Annotated in this window: 14 protein-coding genes; 4 read left to right on the forward strand and 10 right to left on the reverse strand. The window is 72.8% G+C overall.

Annotated features, from left to right (window positions below; translation table 11 throughout):
- Positions 1 to 176: 176 nt before the first annotated feature.
- The gene (locus tag ACGF8B_RS29590; protein ID WP_392744573.1) at positions 177 to 791 is read left to right on the forward strand and encodes a TetR/AcrR family transcriptional regulator; all 615 of its coding nucleotides are present in this window, start codon (positions 177 to 179) and stop codon (positions 789 to 791) included.
- Positions 792 to 852: 61 nt separating this feature from the next.
- Here the strand turns inward: ACGF8B_RS29590 and ACGF8B_RS29595 are convergent, their stop codons facing one another.
- The 3 genes from ACGF8B_RS29595 to ACGF8B_RS29605 all read right to left on the reverse strand — a co-directional run bounded on the left by ACGF8B_RS29595 (position 853) and on the right by ACGF8B_RS29605 (position 7,235).
- Positions 853 to 1,614: a MerR family transcriptional regulator gene (locus tag ACGF8B_RS29595; protein ID WP_392744576.1), complete on the reverse strand. Its 762-nt coding sequence runs from the start codon at positions 1,612 to 1,614 to the stop codon at positions 853 to 855.
- Between the two features lie 175 nt (positions 1,615 to 1,789).
- A complete protein-coding gene (locus tag ACGF8B_RS29600) occupies positions 1,790 to 4,231 on the reverse strand; it encodes a polysaccharide lyase 8 family protein (protein ID WP_392744578.1) in 2,442 nt (813 codons plus the stop codon).
- 523 nt (positions 4,232 to 4,754) lie between these two features.
- Positions 4,755 to 7,235 carry a SpoIIE family protein phosphatase gene (locus ACGF8B_RS29605; RefSeq protein WP_392744581.1) on the reverse strand — a complete coding sequence of 827 codons (2,481 nt, stop codon included), beginning with the start codon at positions 7,233 to 7,235 and terminating at the stop codon, positions 4,755 to 4,757.
- Between the two features lie 275 nt (positions 7,236 to 7,510).
- Between ACGF8B_RS29605 and ACGF8B_RS29610 the strand changes: the two genes are divergently transcribed.
- Entirely contained in the window at positions 7,511 to 8,386 is an 876-nt protein-coding gene (locus ACGF8B_RS29610) for a metallophosphoesterase family protein (RefSeq protein ID WP_392744584.1), read from the forward strand.
- On the opposite strand, the gene ACGF8B_RS29615 is transcribed toward ACGF8B_RS29610, so the two are convergent.
- The 6 genes from ACGF8B_RS29615 to ACGF8B_RS29640 form a co-directional block, all read right to left on the reverse strand.
- A complete protein-coding gene (locus tag ACGF8B_RS29615; protein ID WP_392744587.1) occupies positions 8,364 to 8,729 on the reverse strand; it encodes a VOC family protein in 366 nt (121 codons plus the stop codon). The genes ACGF8B_RS29610 and ACGF8B_RS29615 overlap by 23 nt on opposite strands.
- Positions 8,730 to 8,789: 60 nt before the next feature.
- On the reverse strand, positions 8,790 to 9,692 hold the full coding sequence (locus ACGF8B_RS29620) for a glycosyltransferase family 2 protein (protein ID WP_392744590.1): 903 nt from the start codon (positions 9,690 to 9,692) through the stop codon (positions 8,790 to 8,792).
- Between the two features lie 134 nt (positions 9,693 to 9,826).
- Positions 9,827 to 10,225, reverse strand: coding sequence for a MazG-like family protein (locus ACGF8B_RS29625; RefSeq protein ID WP_392744593.1), 399 nt, complete (start codon positions 10,223 to 10,225; stop codon positions 9,827 to 9,829).
- 56 nt (positions 10,226 to 10,281) lie between these two features.
- A complete protein-coding gene (locus ACGF8B_RS29630) occupies positions 10,282 to 11,190 on the reverse strand; it encodes a PhzF family phenazine biosynthesis protein (RefSeq protein WP_392744596.1) in 909 nt (302 codons plus the stop codon).
- A gap of 201 nt (positions 11,191 to 11,391) precedes the next feature.
- On the reverse strand, positions 11,392 to 11,859 hold the full coding sequence (locus tag ACGF8B_RS29635) for a lamin tail domain-containing protein (protein ID WP_392744598.1): 468 nt from the start codon (positions 11,857 to 11,859) through the stop codon (positions 11,392 to 11,394).
- A gap of 161 nt (positions 11,860 to 12,020) precedes the next feature.
- Positions 12,021 to 12,794 (reverse strand): SDR family oxidoreductase, encoded by a 774-nt coding sequence (locus ACGF8B_RS29640; protein WP_392744600.1) that lies wholly within the window; start codon positions 12,792 to 12,794, stop codon positions 12,021 to 12,023.
- Positions 12,795 to 13,055: 261 nt separating this feature from the next.
- Here ACGF8B_RS29640 and ACGF8B_RS29645 point away from each other — a divergent pair, with 261 nt between their 5' ends.
- On the forward strand, positions 13,056 to 14,684 hold the full coding sequence (locus ACGF8B_RS29645) for an alkaline phosphatase D family protein (protein ID WP_392744602.1): 1,629 nt from the start codon (positions 13,056 to 13,058) through the stop codon (positions 14,682 to 14,684).
- A 120-nt stretch (positions 14,685 to 14,804) separates the two neighbouring features.
- Here the strand turns inward: ACGF8B_RS29645 and ACGF8B_RS29650 are convergent, their stop codons facing one another.
- Positions 14,805 to 15,809, reverse strand: a complete 1,005-nt coding sequence (locus ACGF8B_RS29650; RefSeq protein ID WP_392744664.1) for a Gfo/Idh/MocA family oxidoreductase — start codon at positions 15,807 to 15,809, stop codon at positions 14,805 to 14,807.
- An 86-nt stretch (positions 15,810 to 15,895) separates the two neighbouring features.
- Here ACGF8B_RS29650 and ACGF8B_RS29655 point away from each other — a divergent pair, with 86 nt between their 5' ends.
- The gene (locus ACGF8B_RS29655; protein ID WP_392744667.1) at positions 15,896 to 17,218 is read left to right on the forward strand and encodes a multidrug effflux MFS transporter; all 1,323 of its coding nucleotides are present in this window, start codon (positions 15,896 to 15,898) and stop codon (positions 17,216 to 17,218) included.
- Positions 17,219 to 17,438: the final 220 nt, after the last annotated feature.

Below are 17,438 nucleotides of genomic sequence, written 5' to 3' on the forward strand. Positions count from 1 at the left end.
CGGAGTACTGCTTGGAGTACTGCTCGGAAGTACTGCTCGGAAGTACTGCTCGAACCCGGCCCGTGTGCCGCCCGGTCGCGGCGCCCGCGGACATCGGGACGACTAGTATGGGCGGGTGCCCATTCAAGGTATGGGCAAGTGCCCATACTGTAAACAGGGTGAGAGGGAGGGAATCGGTGTCTCCGCGCGGTGTGACGACTCCGGACGTCCGTGAGCGGCTCTTCGCCGCCGCGGAGCGGGTGTTGGAGCGGGACGGGCCGGGCGCCCTGACGAGCAGGGCGGTCACCGCCGAGGCCGGCTGCGCGAAGGGCCTGCTGCACGCACATTTCCGCGGACTGGACGAGTTCGTCGCGGAACTGGTCCTGGACCGCTTCGCGCGGGTGGCCCGGCACGCCGGCGAACTCCGGGGGAGGGCGGGCCAGGACACCGTCGCGGAGAACCTGCTCGGCATCGCGCTCGCGCTGCTGTCCTCGGCCGGCCCCACCGTCGCCGGACTGGCACTCACCCGCCCCGCGGCGTCCTCGCACATCCGCGAGGCCCTGACGGGCGGTGCGCCGGGCTTCGACACGGTCCAGGACGCGATCACCGACTACCTGGACGCGGAGCGGCGGGGCGGCCGGATCGCGGACGGGGCCGACACCGCCGCCGCGGCCCTCGCCCTGGTCGGGACCGTCCACCACCTGCTCATGACCGGCACGCACGACCGGCAGCGGGCACGGGAGCGGGCCGGACAACTGGTGGCCCTGCTCGATGCCGCACTCCGGCACGGGCCCGGCGACCACGTCGAGTGAGCCGTTACGAGGCACTGGGGTGCCGCCGCGGACACGTTCCCGCGACGGCACCCCGTCCGGCTTAGCCCAGCCGGGTCGTCGCGTACGCCTCGATGGCGTCCCGCTGGTACGCGGCCAGGCCCGGCGCGATCGCCTCGTACGCCGCGCACCACTGCTCGTTCTCCACGCAGGAGCGCCCGATCGCGCGGTACTCCTCGGTGGAGACCGCCCGCAGCGCGGTCAGGGCCCGGTACTGGGCCTCGATCTCGGCCTGCACCGGATCTGCCCCGGCGGGCACACCCGCCGCCAGCAGCTCGGCCAGCCGGATCATCTGCGCCGTGCGCTCGCGGTGTCCGGCCTGGATCTGCGCCTCGCTCATCGCCGAGGTGTGCCGGCCGATGTCCGCGGCCAGCCCCGGGAAGTCGCGCAGACTCTCCTGGTACTGGGCGGGCCGGACGCCCTCGAAGAGATTCTCCGGTCGGTTGATGGCGGTCATGGGGCCACCGTCCTTTCTGGACTCCTCCAGTTCGGTGATCGTGCGGGAGACGGTGCCGGCCAGCGCCTCGATCCGGTCGCGCTCGGCGAGCAGCCGGCGGTGGTGACCGCGCAGCGCCTCCACCTCATCGACCTGCGAGGCCAGGATCCGCCCGATCTCGGGCAGGCCCAGGCCCAGCGCCCGCAGCACGAGGATCTGCTGCAACCGGAGCAGCTCGCCCTCCCCGTAGCGGCGGTGGCCGTTGGAACCGGTCCCCGCGGGCGGCAGCAGACCGATCTCGTCGTAGTGCCGCAGCGTCCGAGCCGTCACACCGGACATCCGGGCGACCTCCTCGATCGGCCAGACCATCGCCGTCTCCTCACCCGATCACCTCACCGGGCCGGCCTCTCCGGCCCTGGTCAGGACGGTAGAAGCTGCCGTTGCGGCAACCGCAACCCCGGAACCGGGATCGCCCGGCGATGCCCGAGGGGCATGCCGGGCGATCCCGGGGCCGGCGCCCCGGGCGATCACCGCAACCGGGCGGTCACCGCACCCGGACGCGCACGGTGTGCGTGGCGCCCCGGCTCTTGCTCAGGTCGCCGAAGGTCACGGTGGTCACCGCCGAACCGGTCCGGACACCGGTGACGCTCTCCGCCCTGGACAGCACCGACTTGACGTGCTGCCGCCAGGTGAGGGTCAGGCCCGTGACGGTGCGGGACGGGTCGGAGACACTGATCGTGGCGGTGCCGTCGCGCTTCTCGTGGATCTGTACGCAGACCGGGGCGCTCGCCGTGACCTTGCCCGCCGTGCCCGCCGCCCAGAAGTTGATGCCGGTGAAGCCGAGGGAGGGAACACTGATGCCGGTGCGTCCGGCGTCATTGGCGAGGATCCGCAGCCAGCCGGTGTCCGCGGCGCGGGCGGCGGTGCGCTTGCTGCTCGCGCCCGGCAGCATGATGTACGCGTAGGAGCTGTCCGCCGGGTCGGTGCCGTGGTCCTGCCACAGGGTCATGTAGCGGCGGGTCTCGGCCGTGCCGGTCCCGCCGTCGTTGATGTCCTTCCAGGCGCCGGTGCGTTCCTCGCGCAGTGCGTGCAGTTCGGTGCCGCCGGGGAAGACGTAGCCGGCGTGCCGGTCGAGGTGGGCCCAGGTGGTCCGGCGGGTGGTGGTCCAGCCCTGGGTGACGGGCTGGGCCCTGCCGTCGAGCAGCAGCCGCGGTGTGCCGCCGGCGCCGAGGAAGCGGTTGTCGACGACCGTCTCGACGCCCGCGCCGTCGGCGGAGGTGATGCCGGAGCCGAGGCAGACCACGCAGTCGTCGAGCCAGAACCACGACTTGCGGGCGTGCATCGTGCTCGCCAGACCCTGGAGGTGCTGGCCGGAGGTGCCGAACTCGCCGTCGCCGGTGCCGCCGACCCACTTCGTGCCCGGCCTCGGGTTGGCCCAGGCGCCGCCCTCCCCGTCGGCGAGCTTCTTCCGGGAGACGGTGGTGCCGGGCAGCCGGTACGGGTCGACGGTCGGCCAGTACGCGTCCGAGTACTGATCGAGACCCGTGCCGTCGCCCCACCACTGCAACCAGCCCGCGCCGGTGTGCCAGCCGCGCTTGTTCTCCCCGTTGCCGAACTCGTAGTGGGCGATCCGCTCGGAGGCCATCGAGAGACCGGCGCCCCAGCCGCGGCGGCGGTGGGTGGCCCGGTCCATGTTGTAAAAGACCCGGTGCGCGGACGGCTCCGGGGACGCGGTGACGGCCGAGTCGTCCAACAGGGCCTGCAACCGGGCGGTGTTGACCAGGCTCAGCGATCCGGCCCTGAGCGCGGGGGCGTAGTGGTCGCGCTGCAGCCAGCCCTTGACCATGGCACGCCAGCGGGCGTTCTCCTCGGGACCGGCGCCCATGCCGAGCAGCACGATGGAGGCCATCACGCCGTGGGCGCGGGTGTGGTCGCTGGAGCCGACGCGGGTGATTCCGCGGCCGGAGACGTTGTCCATCATCAGGCCGTCGTAGATGAACGGGGCGATGGCCGCGTCGATCGTGTCGAGGAACTGCCGGCTGCCCGGGTCGGTGATCTCCCAGGTCGAGCCGCGCAGCAGGGCGAAGAGCCTGCCGAGACCGTCGTTGAGGACCGCGCCGTAACCACCGATGTACGGGATGGAGGTGTGCTGGACGAACGAGCCGTCCGGGTAGAAGCCGTCGCCGGTCGTGACGTACGGGAAGACCGGCGAGAGCGCCGCGACCGCGAGCGCGATCTTGGCGGTACTGGCGCCGACGATGCCGCGCAGGATCATGCCGCGGCACAGGTCGACGCGGTTGGCGCCGGTGCTGGTGCCGGTGTACGAGCCGACGGCGGAGTCGGGCAGGAACTTGTCCACGGCATTGCAGTAGTTGGCACGCTGGGTGTCCGACAGGGCGTCGTACAGCAGCACGCAGGTGTCCATGAGGGCCTGGGGCGCGCCGATCTGCCAGTTCCACCAGTTCCCGTAACGGGCGGTCGACTCGTTGAAGACGTCGGCGTACAGGTGGTCGAGGCCGGTGATGACCGCGTCCCGGAGGCCGGTGTCGCCGGTGAGCCCGGTGCCGGGCTGGGAGTACGCCTCCGCCATGGTGCGCAGCCGGTTGTAACTGGTGTTCATGTTGGCGGAGAAGCCGAACGACTCGGTGTCGGTGTCCGGGTCGGGGTCGAGATGGACCAGGTCCGGCCAGAGGGAGCCGTGCGCGGGCGCCATCGTGGAATGGAAACTGCTTGCCTGGGTACCGAGATCGGCGAGCTTGGACTTGAAGGGCTCGGCGGTCGGGCTGAAGCCGGTTCCCAGGTACAGATCGCGCCACTTCGCGCGCAGGGCGGCGAACTCGTCGGCGGCGTCGGCGGCGGTGGTGGAGGCGGCGGAAGCCGGGAGGGCGGCGGGGCCGGAGGCGGACGCGGCGGTCGGGAGACCGAGGGCGAGCGCCGCACCGCCGCCCGTGGCCAGCAGGGCACGACGGGACCAGGCAGTTGTCATCGAAGCTCCGGGGGAGAGTGAGCCAGTGCAGGAATGCCAGCGTGGTAAGCGTTTTCTAACATGGGGGCGTCGGGGGACTCAAGGGGTCGCCCGGGTCGCTGTCCGGCCTGCCGGGAGCGGGTGTGCCCGGGGCCGTCCGTGCCGGTGGCGGCCGCCCGGTGGGCGGGGCGGAGCCGGATGCCGGTAACCGGCCGCCGGTGTAAGGGAGTTCAGCGCGCCGCTACGGGGGCGGCGCGCGGCTGCGGAGGCGGTGGGCGGGTTCGGAGGCGGCGAACCATTGTAAAGGTGATGACCAGTGACCAAGGTGGCAGGCGGCTGTGAAGGCGACGACTCGATACCAAGGTGGCAGGTGGCCGTGAAGGTGACGACTCGTTGCCAAGGTGGCAGACGGCTGAGAAGGTGACGACTCGTTGCCAAGGTGGTGAAACGTTACGGAGGTGACGACCCATTACCGGGGCGGCGAACCGTTGCGAAGATGCGTCCCGTCGCCGGGGCGGCGGCCCGAGCCGGACTCGCGGACGGATCAGCCGTTCCGCGCGCCGGGCTCCTCCGGCGCGTCCGGGATCGGCTGCTCGGCCCAGATCGTCTTGCCGCGCCGGGTGTAACGGCTGCCCCAGCGCGTGGTGAGCTGCGCGACCAGATACAGGCCGCGGCCGCCCTCGTCCGTGAGCAGGGCCCGGCGCATGCGGGGCTGGGTGGCGCTGGGGTCGGAGACCTCGCAGGTCAGCTGGCCCGCGCGGATCAGCCGCACCTCGACCGGGCCGCCGGCGTGACGGATGGCGTTGGTGGCCAGCTCGCTCAACACCAGCTCGGTGGTGAAGACCAGCTCCTCCAGTCCCCAGGCGCGCAGCTGCTGTGCCGCGTCCTGCCTGAGCCGGGCGACGGCGGCCGGGTCGGCGGCCACCGGCCAGACGGCCGTGTTGCCGGCCGGTACCGCATGGGTGCGGGCGAGCAACAGGGTCACGTCGTCGGCGAGTTGATGCGCGGGCCGGGCGGAGATGATCTCCTGGCCGAGCTCGCGCAGCGGGGCGGTGGCGGCGCCGGGGCGGGCCAGCCGACGGCTCAGCTCCGCCATGCCCTCGTCGAGGTCGCTGTCGCGTCCCTCGATCAGCCCGTCGGTGTAGAGCGCGAGCAGGCTGCCGGGCGCCAGTTCCACCTCGGTCACCTCGAAGGGCAGACCGTTGACGCCCAGCGGCGGTCCGGGATTGAGGGGCACGTACGAGACGGTCCCGTCCGGATCCACGACGGCGGGCGGGGGGTGTCCGGCGGAGACCATCGCGCAGCGCCGGGAGACCGGGTCGTAGACGGCGTACAGGCAGGTGGCGCCGACCGGGTCGGCCCGGAGAGCGCCGGTTTCCCGGTCTTCGTCCGGCCGGGTGACGGGGCCGGGCCGATCGGGCCCGTCGTGCCGGCCGGGTTCGTCGGTCTCATCGGGCCCGTCGTGCTGGTCGGTTCCCTCGGGCTGGCTGGGTTCGTCGCGGAGCTGGGAGACCAGGTCGTCGAGGTGCACCATCAGCTCGTCCGGCTCCAGATCGAGGTCGGCGAGGGTGCGGACGGCGGTGCGCAGCCGCCCCATGGTGGCGGTGGCTCCCAGTCCGTGGCCGACCACGTCCCCGGCGACCAGGGCGACCCGCGCGGAGGACAGCGGGATCACGTCGAACCAGTCGCCGCCGACCCCGGTCGCGGTGTCGGCCGGCAGATAGAAGCCGGAGGTGGTCACGGCGACGGTCTCGGCCTGCGCGGGCGGCAGCAGACTGCGTTGCAGACCGACGGCGGCCCGGTGTTCCCGGGTGTAGCGGCGGGCGTTGTCCAGGGCGAGGGCCGCGCGGGCGGCGATCTCGCACAGGAGGTCCAGGTCGGCCGGTGCGTAATCGGGCCGGTCGGGGCCGCGCCGTACGGTCACCCGGCCCAGGAAGCTGCCCCGGGCCCGCAGCGGGGCGGTCATCGACGAGGGGGAGTTGCCGACGGACGGGGCGGAGCCGGCGTCGGCCGGGACCACGGTGCCGGTCGGTACCTCCTCGGCCCGCTCCCCGGCCGCCGCGGTCCGCCGGAGCAGCACCGTGCCGTCCTCGCCGGGAGCCGGTTCCTCGCCCGTGAAGACCGCCCGGGCGATCTCCACCACGGCGAGGTCGGCCAGTCCGGGCACCAGTACGGCGGCCAGCTCCTCGCCGGTGCCGGTGACGGACAGCGATCCGCCGACGGCGGCGGTGGCGTGATGCAGGATCGCCAGGCGCTCGTCGGAACGGCGCTGCTCGGTGACGTCCGTGAACAGCGCGGTGACGCCGAAGACCTGCCCGTCCGGTGCCTGGAGCCGGAACGCCGAGACGGCCATCACCACCCCGCCGCCCGGATCCTCGATGGTCCGTACGGTGTCCTCCGCCAGGATCAGCGGCCGGCCGGTCCGCAGCACCTCGCGCAGCCGCCGCTCGATCGCCGCCGCGTCCGGCGCCTGGAGGAAGTCCCCCAGGCGCCGGTCGCGCAGGTCGGGCGGGAGGCCGGTGTACGGCAGCAGATGGGTGTTGGTCCTGACCAGCCGCAGCTCCGCGTCGAACACGGCGAGACCCAGCCGGTCCTGGAGGAAGAGTTCCCGGGTGAACGCCTGGTCCTGCTGCCACCGGGCGACCTTCCCGGCCGGCGCCCCGAGCACGAAGTACCGGGCCGGGCCCACGGCCCCCTCGTCTCCGGCACCGTTCCCGGGCCCCGCCAGCGGGAAGACCTGGAAGACGACGGTCAGCGCCTCGCCCCGGCCGGTACGCACCACCGCCTCGCCCGACCAGGCGCCCACCGGCCGCCCGCCCGGTGGTCCGGGCAGTCCGGCCGGATCCGCGAGCAGCCTCAGGGCGGGACGGCCGCAGACACGGTCGGCGGGGAGCGAGAGGAGCTCCTCCGCCGCGGGCGTCCAGCCGATGACCACCCCGGCCGCATCGAGCAGGGCCCCGGCCGCGCTGTCCGCGAACGGGAGCCCGCTGTGCCCGGGGGTGCCCGGAAGGGTCTTGCGGTCCACCTCGTTCTCAGCTCCCTCTCACCGCCTGCCGACGGTCCCGCGCCGGGTCCCACGGACGTCTCCATCATCCCTCCGCGGGCGTCGGCCGCCAGTCCCGGCGGCCGTCCGCCCGGGCGCGTCCCGGCCGGACGGGTTGCGGATGGGACCCATGGACCGGTCCGTGGCGGGGCACTATTTCGTTCGGCCCTCCGTTCAGTCCTCCGCCCAGTCACTCCGCGGGAAGGTTCAGCATTTTGTCCGATCGCACCGATGGAAGCCGCGGTTCTCTGCTGGCGGTGAGCGACCTCCACGTGGGCATGGCGGAGAACCGCCCCCTCGTCGAGTCGTTGCGGCCCGGTTCGGACGAGGACTGGCTGATCGTCGCCGGTGATGTCGCCGAGCGGATCGCGGACGTGGAGTGGGCGCTGCGGCTGCTCGCGGACCGGTTCTCACGGGTCGTCTGGGCCCCGGGGAACCACGAGTTGTGGACGCCCGAGCAGGATCCGGTCCGACTGCGTGGCCAGGAGCGGTACGAGCACCTGGTCGAGCTCTGCCGGAGCCTCGGGGTGGACACTCCGGAGGACCCGTACCCGCGGTGGCCCGGCCCCGACGGACCGGTGGCCGTGGCTCCGGTGTTCCTGCTGTACGACTACAGCTTCCGGGCGCCGGGCACGACGACCAAGGCGGAGTCCCTGGCGTACGCGCACCGGACGGGCGTGGTGTGCACCGACGAGTTCCTGCTGCACCCGGACCCGTACCCGAGCCGCGACGCCTGGTGCCGGGCGCGGGTGGCCCGGACGCAGGAGCGCCTGGCGGCGCACGATCCGGGGATCCCGCTGGTCATCGCCGGCCACTGGCCGCTGGTGCGGGAACCGATGGACGTCCTGTGGTACCCCGAGTTCGCCCAGTGGTGCGGTACCGGGCTCACCGCCGACTGGCACCGGCGGTTCAACGTGGCGGCGGTGGTCTACGGACATCTGCACATACCCCGGACGACCTGGTACGACGGAGTGCGCTTCGAGGAGGTCTCGATCGGATACCCGAGGGAGTGGCGCAAGCGTGGCCACCCCAGGGGCCTGCTGCGGCGGATCCTCCCGTACGACGGCCGGGGCGGCGCCGGCGCGCACGGCGCCACCGGGCAGGGGCCCGTCAGCGATGGCCCAGCACGTTGACGACCTGACCGTTCGGGTCGCGGACGAAGAAGCGGCGTACGCCCCATTCCTCGTCGCGCAGCGGGTAGACGATCTCCGCGCCGCTCTCCCGCATGGCCGCGTGCACCGCGTCCACGTCCTCCACCTCGATGCTCAGGTCCGGCGTGACCGGGGCGGTCGCGTCGGGCCCCATGATGCTGAGCTGGGCCGTGGGGTCGGACGCGGAGGCGAGCGTCATGATCCAGCCGTGGTTCATGACCTCCCGCAGGCCCAGCCGGCCGTAGAACTCCGCGGTCCGCTCCATCCCTTCGGCGGTGGGCCCACCGGTGGTACGGATGTTGGGGACGACTCTGCGGACGGACATCGGCAACTCCTGTCGCGGGACTGGTTCCTTGCCGCCCCGCACCGGTGGACCCGACGCGGATCAGATGACCGGCGGCCGTCCCAGTTTCGTCATCTGCCACACCGTGCGCCACCGCATCGGCTGCCTTCGCCCGCACGGGGTACGCACGCCCTCGGCGAAGCCGCCGGCCCAGGCGCGCAGCCCCGTCGCCGACCGGGTGCGGGCCACGGTGAGAAGGGTCCAGGTGCCCAGGTAGGCGGGGACCAGCGGGAGGGGAAGGTTCCGGCGGGCCAGCCAGACCCGGTTGCGGGCCGTCATCCGGTAGTAGACGGAGTGCCTGGCCGGGGAGGTCCTGGGGTGCTGGAGCAGCAGATCGGGCTCGTAGAGGATCTTCCAGCCCGCGTCGAGCGCCCGCCAGGACAGGTCCGTCTCCTCGTGCGTGAAGAAGAACTCCGCGGGCCAGGGCCCCGTCCGGGCGAGCATCTTCATGGAGAAGGCGTGTCCGCCGCCCAGGAACGCGGTGACCGGTCCGCCCCGCATCGGGTCGGCGGCGCGCAGCCGCGGCACGTGGCGGCGCTGGGTCTCGCCGTGCTCGTCGGCGATCCGGAAGCCGACAATGCCGAGCCGCGGATCGGCGGCGAACAGCTCCCGGACCTTGCGGAACACCCCGCTGTCGACCAGGAGCCCGTCGTCGTCGAGCTCGATGACGACGTCGACGTCACCGAACTCCGCCAGCTTCTGCAGGGCGACGTTGCGGCCCCCGGGGCAGCCCAGGTTCTCCGCCAGCTCGATCGCCGTCACACCGCCGGTCAGATCGGACAGGCCCGGAAAGGTGCTGAAGTCCGGGAGGGGCGATCCGTTGCCCACCACGACCAGCCGGTCCGGACGTACGTCCTGCCCGGCCACCGAGGCCAGCAGGGCCTCGACCTCCTGCGGGCGATCGCCCATGGTGACGATTGATACGGCGATGCGTGGTTCGGACACGGTCGGCACTCCTGGTCTCGCTCCGGTGCCCGCGATCGTAGCCGCAAGAGATGGTTGCCCGTTGTTCAGGCACCCGTTGCCGTACCGCCACGCCCCGGGATCCTGCGCCGGGGCGTGGCGCCGGGGGCCTGCCGCTACGGGCCGGGCGGGGTCCGTGGACGTGCCGCGACGCGTCGCACATGCCCGTCGAAGACGGCCGCCGCGTCGGGGGTGAGGGTGCGCAGGGCCACCATCGCGGTGACGATGACGTCGCAGAGTTCGGCCTCCACGTCCTGCCAGGAGTGGGTGGCACCCTTGCGCGGGTTCTGGCCGGTGGCCCCGATGACGGCCTGGGCGACCTCTCCCACCTCCTCCGACAGCTTCAGCATCCGCAGCAGCAGATCCTGCTCGGGCGGGATGCCGGTCTCCGCTTCGAGCCAGTCGTGCAGCTCGTCGATGGCCGTCCAGGTGTCGTGATCCCGGTCGGGACACGGGGCCGGACGGCCGGCCGCGTGTCCGGCCGGGCCGGGGGCGTGGGTGCTGTGCTGGTCCATGGAGCCAGCCTGCCGGACGGCCGGCCCCCGCACGCCGGGCGCGGGCGTACGACCCCTCAGTCCCCGATGCGGGTTCCCGTCCCGCTCACCCGCACCCGGGCGTCGTCCGCCCGCAGCTCGACCGTGAGCGTGCCGGGGCGGCCCATGTCCTCGCCCTGGTGGAGGGTGAGGACCGCGGTGCCGGGGACGAGGGACCGGTCGCGCAGATACGCGCCGAAGGCGGCGGCGGCCGCGCCCGTGGCGGGATCCTCGACAACGCCGCCGACCGGGAACGGGTCGCGGACGTGGAAGACGTCCGGCGCCTGCCGCCACACCAGTTGCAGGGTCGTCAGGTCCAGCCGGTGCATCAGCGCTTCGAGGCGCGCGAAGTCGTAGGAGAGGTCGGCGAGGCGTTCCCGGGTCGCGGCGGCCAGCACCAGGTGGCGGGCGCCCGCGAAGGCGATCCGGGGCGGCAGCGCCGGGTCGAGGTCGGCGGCCGGCCAGTCCAGGGCGGCGAGCGCCTCGGCCAGGTCCTCGGGGGCGATGTCCAGGACGTCCGGTTCGACGCTGGTGAGCGTGGCGCGCAGCTCGGCGTCCTCCCGGGTGACGGTGACCGGGACCGTGCCCGCGGCCGTACGGAACACCAGATCGCCGGGGCCGTCGCGCTCGGCCAGCGCGAGGGCCGTCGCCACGGTGGCGTGGCCGCAGAACGGGACCTCGGCCTTCGGGCTGAAGTAGCGGACGGTGTACTCCCGCGCGCCCGCCTCGCCCGGCGCCCCCGCACCGTCCTGCGCCCCCGCCTCGCCCGGCCCGCTCCGGCCGGTCAGGAACGCCGACTCGCTGTACCCCAGCTCCGCCGCGACGGCGAGCATCGTGGCGTCGTCGAGTCCGGAGGCGTCGAGGACGACTCCGGCAGGGTTGCCGCCCTCGGGATCGGCGGAGAACGCGGTGTAGCGGAGGATCTCGATACCTGAATTCGGGCTCATGCCGCGGATCAACCCGCTCGCGGCCCGGGACATTCCCGCCCCGTGCGGGCGGAGTACGCCCCCCGTGCGGGCGGAGCGGGCCCCCGGGCGGGCGGAGTGAGCCCCCCCCCGGGCGGGCGGAGTGCGCCCCCGGGGCGGGCGCAGCGGGAATGCCCGGGGGCCGTGGCCGGGGCCGTGGCCGGGCACGCGGCTTCGTCCGGCTCAGTGGCAGTTCTTGGTGCCCTTGCCGGACTTCGTCCAGGAGCAGGAGTCCTGGAGCTTGCCGTTCGGCTTGATCAGCCGGGCCTTGTCGCCGGTGTTGTTCCAGACGTACGAACCGCGGTTCCAGTACACGTTGCCCGACGCGTTCCTGCCCTTGCCGGTGTGGACCTTGACCGTCTTGCCCGCGGCGATGGTGTAGCTGCCGAAGGTGTACGTGTAGCCGGTGTTGTCCTTGAGCCTGTAGCCCTTGAGCTGGAGCTTCGACTTGCCGTTGTTGTGGATGTCCACCCACTCGGCGTTCAGCGACGTGTTGCTGCGGTTGTCCTTGCCGGGGCTGTCGTACTGGATCTTCCCGAGGTGCAGCCCGCCCTGGTGCGCGGCGGCGGAGGCGGGGGCCGCGACGAGCAGCGGGCCGGCCAGGGCGGTGGCGGCGGCCAGGGCGAGGGGAGCCGCGGTGCGTATGCGCATGCTGTGTTCCTTGTGTGGAGTTCCGGTGAAGGGGTGTCAGCATAAGGGCAGCGCAGGGCGTTCCGGTACGCGGGTGTTCGTTCCGCCCGGAGTCCGGTCGACCGGTGACAACCGCCCCGGCCGGGCGTCGTGTTGGGGGCGGCTTCGCCGGTCGCGCCCCGTCAGCCGCGTCCCACGTACGGCATCGCCGTCGCCAGTACCGTCGCGAACTGCATGTTCGCCTCCAGGGGCAGCTCGGCCATGTGGAGCACCGTCCGCGCCACGTCCGCCGCCGCCATCACCGGCTCGACCGCGAGTTCGCCGTTGGCCTGGAGGATGCCGGTCCGCATCTGTTCGGTCATGTCCGTGGCCGCGTTGCCGATGTCGATCTGCCCGCAGGCGATCCGGTACGGGCGCCCGTCCAGCGACAGTGACTTCGTCAGCCCCGTCATGGCGTGCTTGGTCGTGGTGTAGGCGACCGAGTGGGGACGCGGCGCATGGGCCGAGACCGAGCCGTTGTTGATGATCCGGCCGCCCTGCGGGTCCTGCTCCTTCATCAGCCGGTACGCCGCCTGCGCGCACAGGAACGCACCCGTCACGTTCACGTCCACCACCGCTCGCCAGTCCGCCACCGCGAGGTCCTCCACGGGGACGGAACGCGGGCCGAACGTACCCGCGTTGTTGAAGAGCAGATCGAGGCGGCCGAAGCACTCCCGTACCGACGAGAAGAGCGCGGTCACGTCCTCGGGGCGGGACACGTCGGCGGGGACGGTGATCACCCGGGCGTTCTCCCCGGCCAGCGCGGCCGTCGCGGCGAGCGGCTCGGGCCGTCGCCCCGCGAGCGCCACCGACCAGCCGGCCCCGGTCAGGGCGAGCGCCACCGCGCGGCCGATGCCGGAACCCGCGCCCGTCACGACCGCCGTCCTCGGATCGGAATTCAACACCTTGTTGCTCATGGGCCCGCAGCGTACGCCCTGCCGCCCCGGTGACACGTGAGGCCGCACGGGGTCAAGACGGCAGGTACGGCGGCGTGTTCGCGGCCCGCCCGACCGGTGAGGACGATCATCGGCCCGTCACGGATGCGCGCTTTGTCCCCGTGAACCCAGTGCTGCCGCATTCCTCATCCACCCGACGCCCGAGCGACGCGAACACGACAGCCGCCCGATGCGCGGGACCGGTGAACTGCCGTAGTACATCACCAGCCAGGGGAGCGACAGATGACACACTCATCGCACCAGCAGGAGATGCGCGACGCGGCCGGGCAGGTCGGCCGCCGCCGTTTCCTCACCGTCACCGGAGCCGCAGCCGCGCTCGCCTTCTCGGTCAACCTGCCCGCCGCGGGCACCGCGAGCGCCGCCGAGCTGGACGCGAAGAAGATCACCGACGATCCGTTCACCCTCGGCGTCGCCTCCGGCGACCCGCTGCCCGACTCGGTCCTGCTGTGGACGAGACTCGCACCGCGCCCGTACGAACCCGGCAGCGGACTGCCCAGGAACCGGGTGCGGGTGCGCTGGGAGCTCGCCCGCGACGAGCGCTTCTCCCGCGTCGTGCGGCGCGGATCGGTCACCGCCCACCCGGAGTTCGACCACAGCGTCCACGTCGAGGTCAAGGGCCTGGACGCCGACCGCGTCCTCTACTACCGCTTCCGCACCGGAACGTGGACCAGCCCCGTCGGCCGGACCCGCACCGCGCCCGCCCGCGGCGCCCGCAACAGTTCGCTGAGCCTGGCCGCCGTCTCCTGCCAGGCGTACCACGACGGCTACTTCACCGCGTACAAGCACCTCGCCCAGGAGGACGTCGACGTTGTCTTCCACCTCGGCGACTACCTCTACGAGTACGCCGTCAACGCCACCGGCGGCGCCCGCAACTACACCGACCGCAGGATCCCCGCCCACTACAACCGGGAGACGGTCACGCTGGAGGACTACCGGCTGCGGTACGGCCTCTACAAGTCCGACCCCGATCTGCGCGCCGCCCACGCAGCCCACCCCTTCGTCGTCACCTGGGACGACCACGAGACCGAGAACAACTACGCGGGCGGGACCCCCGAGAACGACGTCCCGCCGGAGGAGTTCCTGCTGCGCCGCGCCGCCGCGTACCGCGCGTACTGGGAGAACCAGCCGCTGCGCGCCCCGCAGCGGCCCACCGGCCCCGACATGAGGCTCTACCGGCGCCTGCAGTTCGGCCGGCTCGCCCAGTTCGACATCCTCGACACCCGCCAGTACCGCAGCGACCAGGCGTACGGCGACGGCTGGCAGACGCCCGGACCGGAGTCCCAGGACCCGTCGCGCACCATGACCGGCGCCACCCAGGAGCGCTGGTTGATCGACGGCTGGCACGCCTCGCGGGCCACCTGGAACGTCGTACCGCAGCAGGTCACCTTCGCCCAGCGGCGCGACGTCCCCACCGACGCCTTCAAGCTGTCCATGGACGCCTGGGACGGCTACCCCGCCTCCCGGGGCCGCATCCTCAAGGGCGCCGAGGCCGCCGGGGTCGACAACCTGATGGTGCTGACCGGCGACGTGCACGTCGGCTACGGCTTCGACCTGAAGAAGGACTTCGACGACCCGGCGTCCCGCACCGTCGGCACGGAGATCGTCGCCACCTCCATCACCAGCGGCAAGGACGGCTCGGACAGGCCGGGCAGCTGGAACAACCAGATGCGGGCCAACCCGCACATGAAGTTCTTCAACGGCCGCCGCGGATACGCCGTCGTCACGCTGGGCCGGGAGCAGGCACGCGCCGACTACCGCACGGTGTCCGCCGTCACCACCCCCGGCGCGCCCCTCGCCACGGCCGCGTCGTACGTCACCGAGGTGGGCAACCAGGGCCTCACGCCCGCGTAGGGCCCAGGTCGCTGTGTTCCCCGGCCCGGGCCCCGGCTCCGGCCCCGGCTCCGGCCCCGGCTCCGGCCCCGGCCCCGGCTCCGGCCCCGGCTCCGGCCCGGGCCCCGGCCACGGCCCCGGTCAGCCGAGGTCGTCCGCCGCGTAGCGGACGCCGATGCGGTCACGTACCGCGTCGAGCGTCCGCATCACGGCCAGCGAACCGTCCAGCGGCACCAGCGGCGACTCCGTCTCGCCCGCCCGCAGCGCCCGCACCACCTCGGCCTGTTCGAACTGCAGCCCGCGCAGCCCCGTGCCCGCGGCCCCGGCGGTGAACTCCTCGGGCTCGCGTCCCGGCCGGTGCAGCACGAACCGCTCCGGGTAGAAGAAGCCGCGCGGGAACTCGATCCGGCCCTCGGTGCCGGTGACCGCGGCGGTCTGCGGGGTGTCCGCCACGATCGAGCAGTTCAGCAGCGCCGAGGCGCCCGCCTCCGACCAGCCCAGCAGCATCGCGGTGTGCACATCGACGCCCTCGGGGGAGAGCACCGCGTCGGCCTGCACCCGGTCCGGCTCGCCCAGCAGCAAGTGCGCGAACGACACCGGATAGACCCCGAGGTCCAGCAGCGCACCGCCGCCCAGCGTCCGGTCGCGCAGCCGGTGCCCGGCCTCGAACGGGCCCGCGAGCCCGAAGTCGGCCTGCACGGTGCGGACATCGCCGATGGCACCGTCCCGCACCAGCTCCGTCATGCGCCGGATCACCGGGTTGCAGTACGTCCACATGGCCTCCATCAGGAAGAGCCCCCGGTCGCGGGCGAGCTTCACCAGCCGGTCCGCCTCCCGGGCGTTGAGCGTGAACGCCTTCTCGCACAACACGTGCTTCCCGGCCTCCAGGCAGAGCGAGGCCGCCTCCAGATGGGCCGAGTGCGGTGTCGCGACGTACACCACGTCGACCTCGTCGTCGGCGGCGAGCGCGGCCCAGCTGCCGTACGCCCGGGGTATCCCGAACCGCTCGGCGAACGCCCGCGCCGAGGCGTCCGTCCGAGATGCGACGGCCACCACTTCCGTGTCCGGCATCGACCGGAGATCCTCGGTGAACGCCGTGGCGATACCGCCGGTCGCCAGCACACCCCACCGCACAGTGCCGCTCATGCCTGTCATGCCTGCTCCCCAAGAGGTCTCGACCAGTCCGGCTGAGCTGAGAGCATAGATGCGGATTCAACGACATGGAGATGGAAATGCCGGAGAGCGGCGCAAGCCGGGCCCAGCAGGAACGCACAGACATACCGACCGCCGGAACCCGGGCCGCGGAGCCCGGGACCACCGGCACACCACCCGGGAAACCGGCCGCTGCCGAAGCGGCCCGGCGCGCCGGACTTCTCGTCACCCTCGTCCTCGGCGGCCTCACGGCTCTGCCGCCGCTCTCCATGGACATGTACCTCCCCGCGCTGCCCGCGGTCACCGAGTCGCTGCACTCCCCGGCCGCGACCATCCAGCTCACCCTCACCGCCTGCCTCACCGGCATGGCGCTCGGACAGGTCGTCGTCGGGCCGATGAGCGACCGCTGGGGCAGACGCAGGCCGCTGCTCCTCGGCATGATGATCTACGTGGTCGCCACCGCGCTCTGCGTCTTCGCGCCCACCACCGGACTCCTCATCGGCTTCCGCCTGCTCCAGGGCCTGGCCGGTGCGGCGGGCATCGTCATCGCCCGTGCGGTGGTGCGCGACATGTACGACGGCGTGGAGATGGCCAGGTTCTTCTCCACCCTGATGCTCATCTCCGGCGTCGCCCCGGTCGTCGCCCCACTGATCGGCGGCCAGGTGCTGCGGTTCACCGACTGGCGCGGCATCTTCGCCGTCCTGACCGTCGTCGGCCTGGCGCTCACCCTCGTCGTCTGGAAGTGGCTGCACGAGACGCTGCCGCCGCAGGACCGGCACACCGGCGGGGTCGGCGACGCGCTGCGCACCATGCGCGGACTGCTCGCGGACCGGGTCTTCACCGGCTACATGATCGCGGGCAGCCTCGCCTTCGCCACCCTCTTCTCCTACGTGAGCGCGTCGCCGTTCGTCATACAGGAGATCTACGGCGCCTCGCCGCAGACGTTCAGCCTGCTCTTCGGCGTCAACTCGGTCGGCCTGATCATCGTCGGCCAGATCAACGGCAAGGTGCTGGTCGGCCGGATCAGCCTGGACAAGGCGCTCGCCTTCGGCCTCTCGGTCATCGTGCTGGCCGCGGCCGCGCTGCTGCTGATGACCTCCGGGGTCTTCGGGAAGGTGGGCCTGGTCCCGGTCGCGGCCGGGCTGTTCGTGCTGATGTCGGCGATGGGCCTGGCGATGCCGAACACGAACGCCCAGGCCCTGATGCGTACGAAACACGCGGCCGGATCCGCCTCCGCGCTGCTCGGCACCTCCTCCTTCCTGATCGGCGCCATCGCCTCGCCCCTCGTCGGGATCGCCGGAGAGGACACGGCCGTCCCGATGGCCGTCGTCCAGCTGATCTGCGGGCTGGGCGCGATGGCCTGCTTCCTGGGGCTGTGCAGGCCCTGGCAGCGGACGACGTGACACGGGCCGCGCGGGCACGGGCTCTGTGACGGGAGGGGCGGGGGGGGGGGGGGGGGGGGGGGGGGCGCGGCGCCCCCCCCCCCCCCCCCCGCCGGGGGGGGGGGGGGGGGGGGGGCGCCCCCCCCCCCCCCCCCCCCCCCCCCCCCCCCCCCCCCCCCCCCCCCCGGCCGATTTTCGGATGCCGTGTGCTCGTCCCGCGTGATATTCCACTCGCTCATGA

The organism is Streptomyces sp. NPDC047917, from assembly GCF_043204345.1.
In the GTDB taxonomy this organism is placed as follows: Bacteria; Actinomycetota; Actinomycetes; order Streptomycetales; family Streptomycetaceae; genus Streptomyces; species Streptomyces sanglieri.

What these genes read in the sequence shown, in the direction of transcription:
- ACGF8B_RS29595 (WP_392744576.1), bottom strand. Translation starts at nt 1,614, where the DNA reads ATGGTCTGGCCGATCGAGGAGGTCGCCCGGATGTCCGGTGTGACGGCT.
- ACGF8B_RS29600 (WP_392744578.1), bottom strand. Translation starts at nt 4,231, where the DNA reads ATGACAACTGCCTGGTCCCGTCGTGCCCTGCTGGCCACGGGCGGCGGT.
- ACGF8B_RS29655 (WP_392744667.1), top strand. Translation starts at nt 15,896, where the DNA reads ATGCCGGAGAGCGGCGCAAGCCGGGCCCAGCAGGAACGCACAGACATA.
- ACGF8B_RS29645 (WP_392744602.1), top strand. Translation starts at nt 13,056, where the DNA reads ATGACACACTCATCGCACCAGCAGGAGATGCGCGACGCGGCCGGGCAG.
- ACGF8B_RS29650 (WP_392744664.1), bottom strand. Translation starts at nt 15,809, where the DNA reads ATGAGCGGCACTGTGCGGTGGGGTGTGCTGGCGACCGGCGGTATCGCC.
- ACGF8B_RS29635 (WP_392744598.1), bottom strand. Translation starts at nt 11,859, where the DNA reads ATGCGCATACGCACCGCGGCTCCCCTCGCCCTGGCCGCCGCCACCGCC.
- ACGF8B_RS29615 (WP_392744587.1), bottom strand. Translation starts at nt 8,729, where the DNA reads ATGTCCGTCCGCAGAGTCGTCCCCAACATCCGTACCACCGGTGGGCCC.
- ACGF8B_RS29630 (WP_392744596.1), bottom strand. Translation starts at nt 11,190, where the DNA reads ATGAGCCCGAATTCAGGTATCGAGATCCTCCGCTACACCGCGTTCTCC.
- ACGF8B_RS29640 (WP_392744600.1), bottom strand. Translation starts at nt 12,794, where the DNA reads ATGAGCAACAAGGTGTTGAATTCCGATCCGAGGACGGCGGTCGTGACG.
- ACGF8B_RS29625 (WP_392744593.1), bottom strand. Translation starts at nt 10,225, where the DNA reads ATGGACCAGCACAGCACCCACGCCCCCGGCCCGGCCGGACACGCGGCC.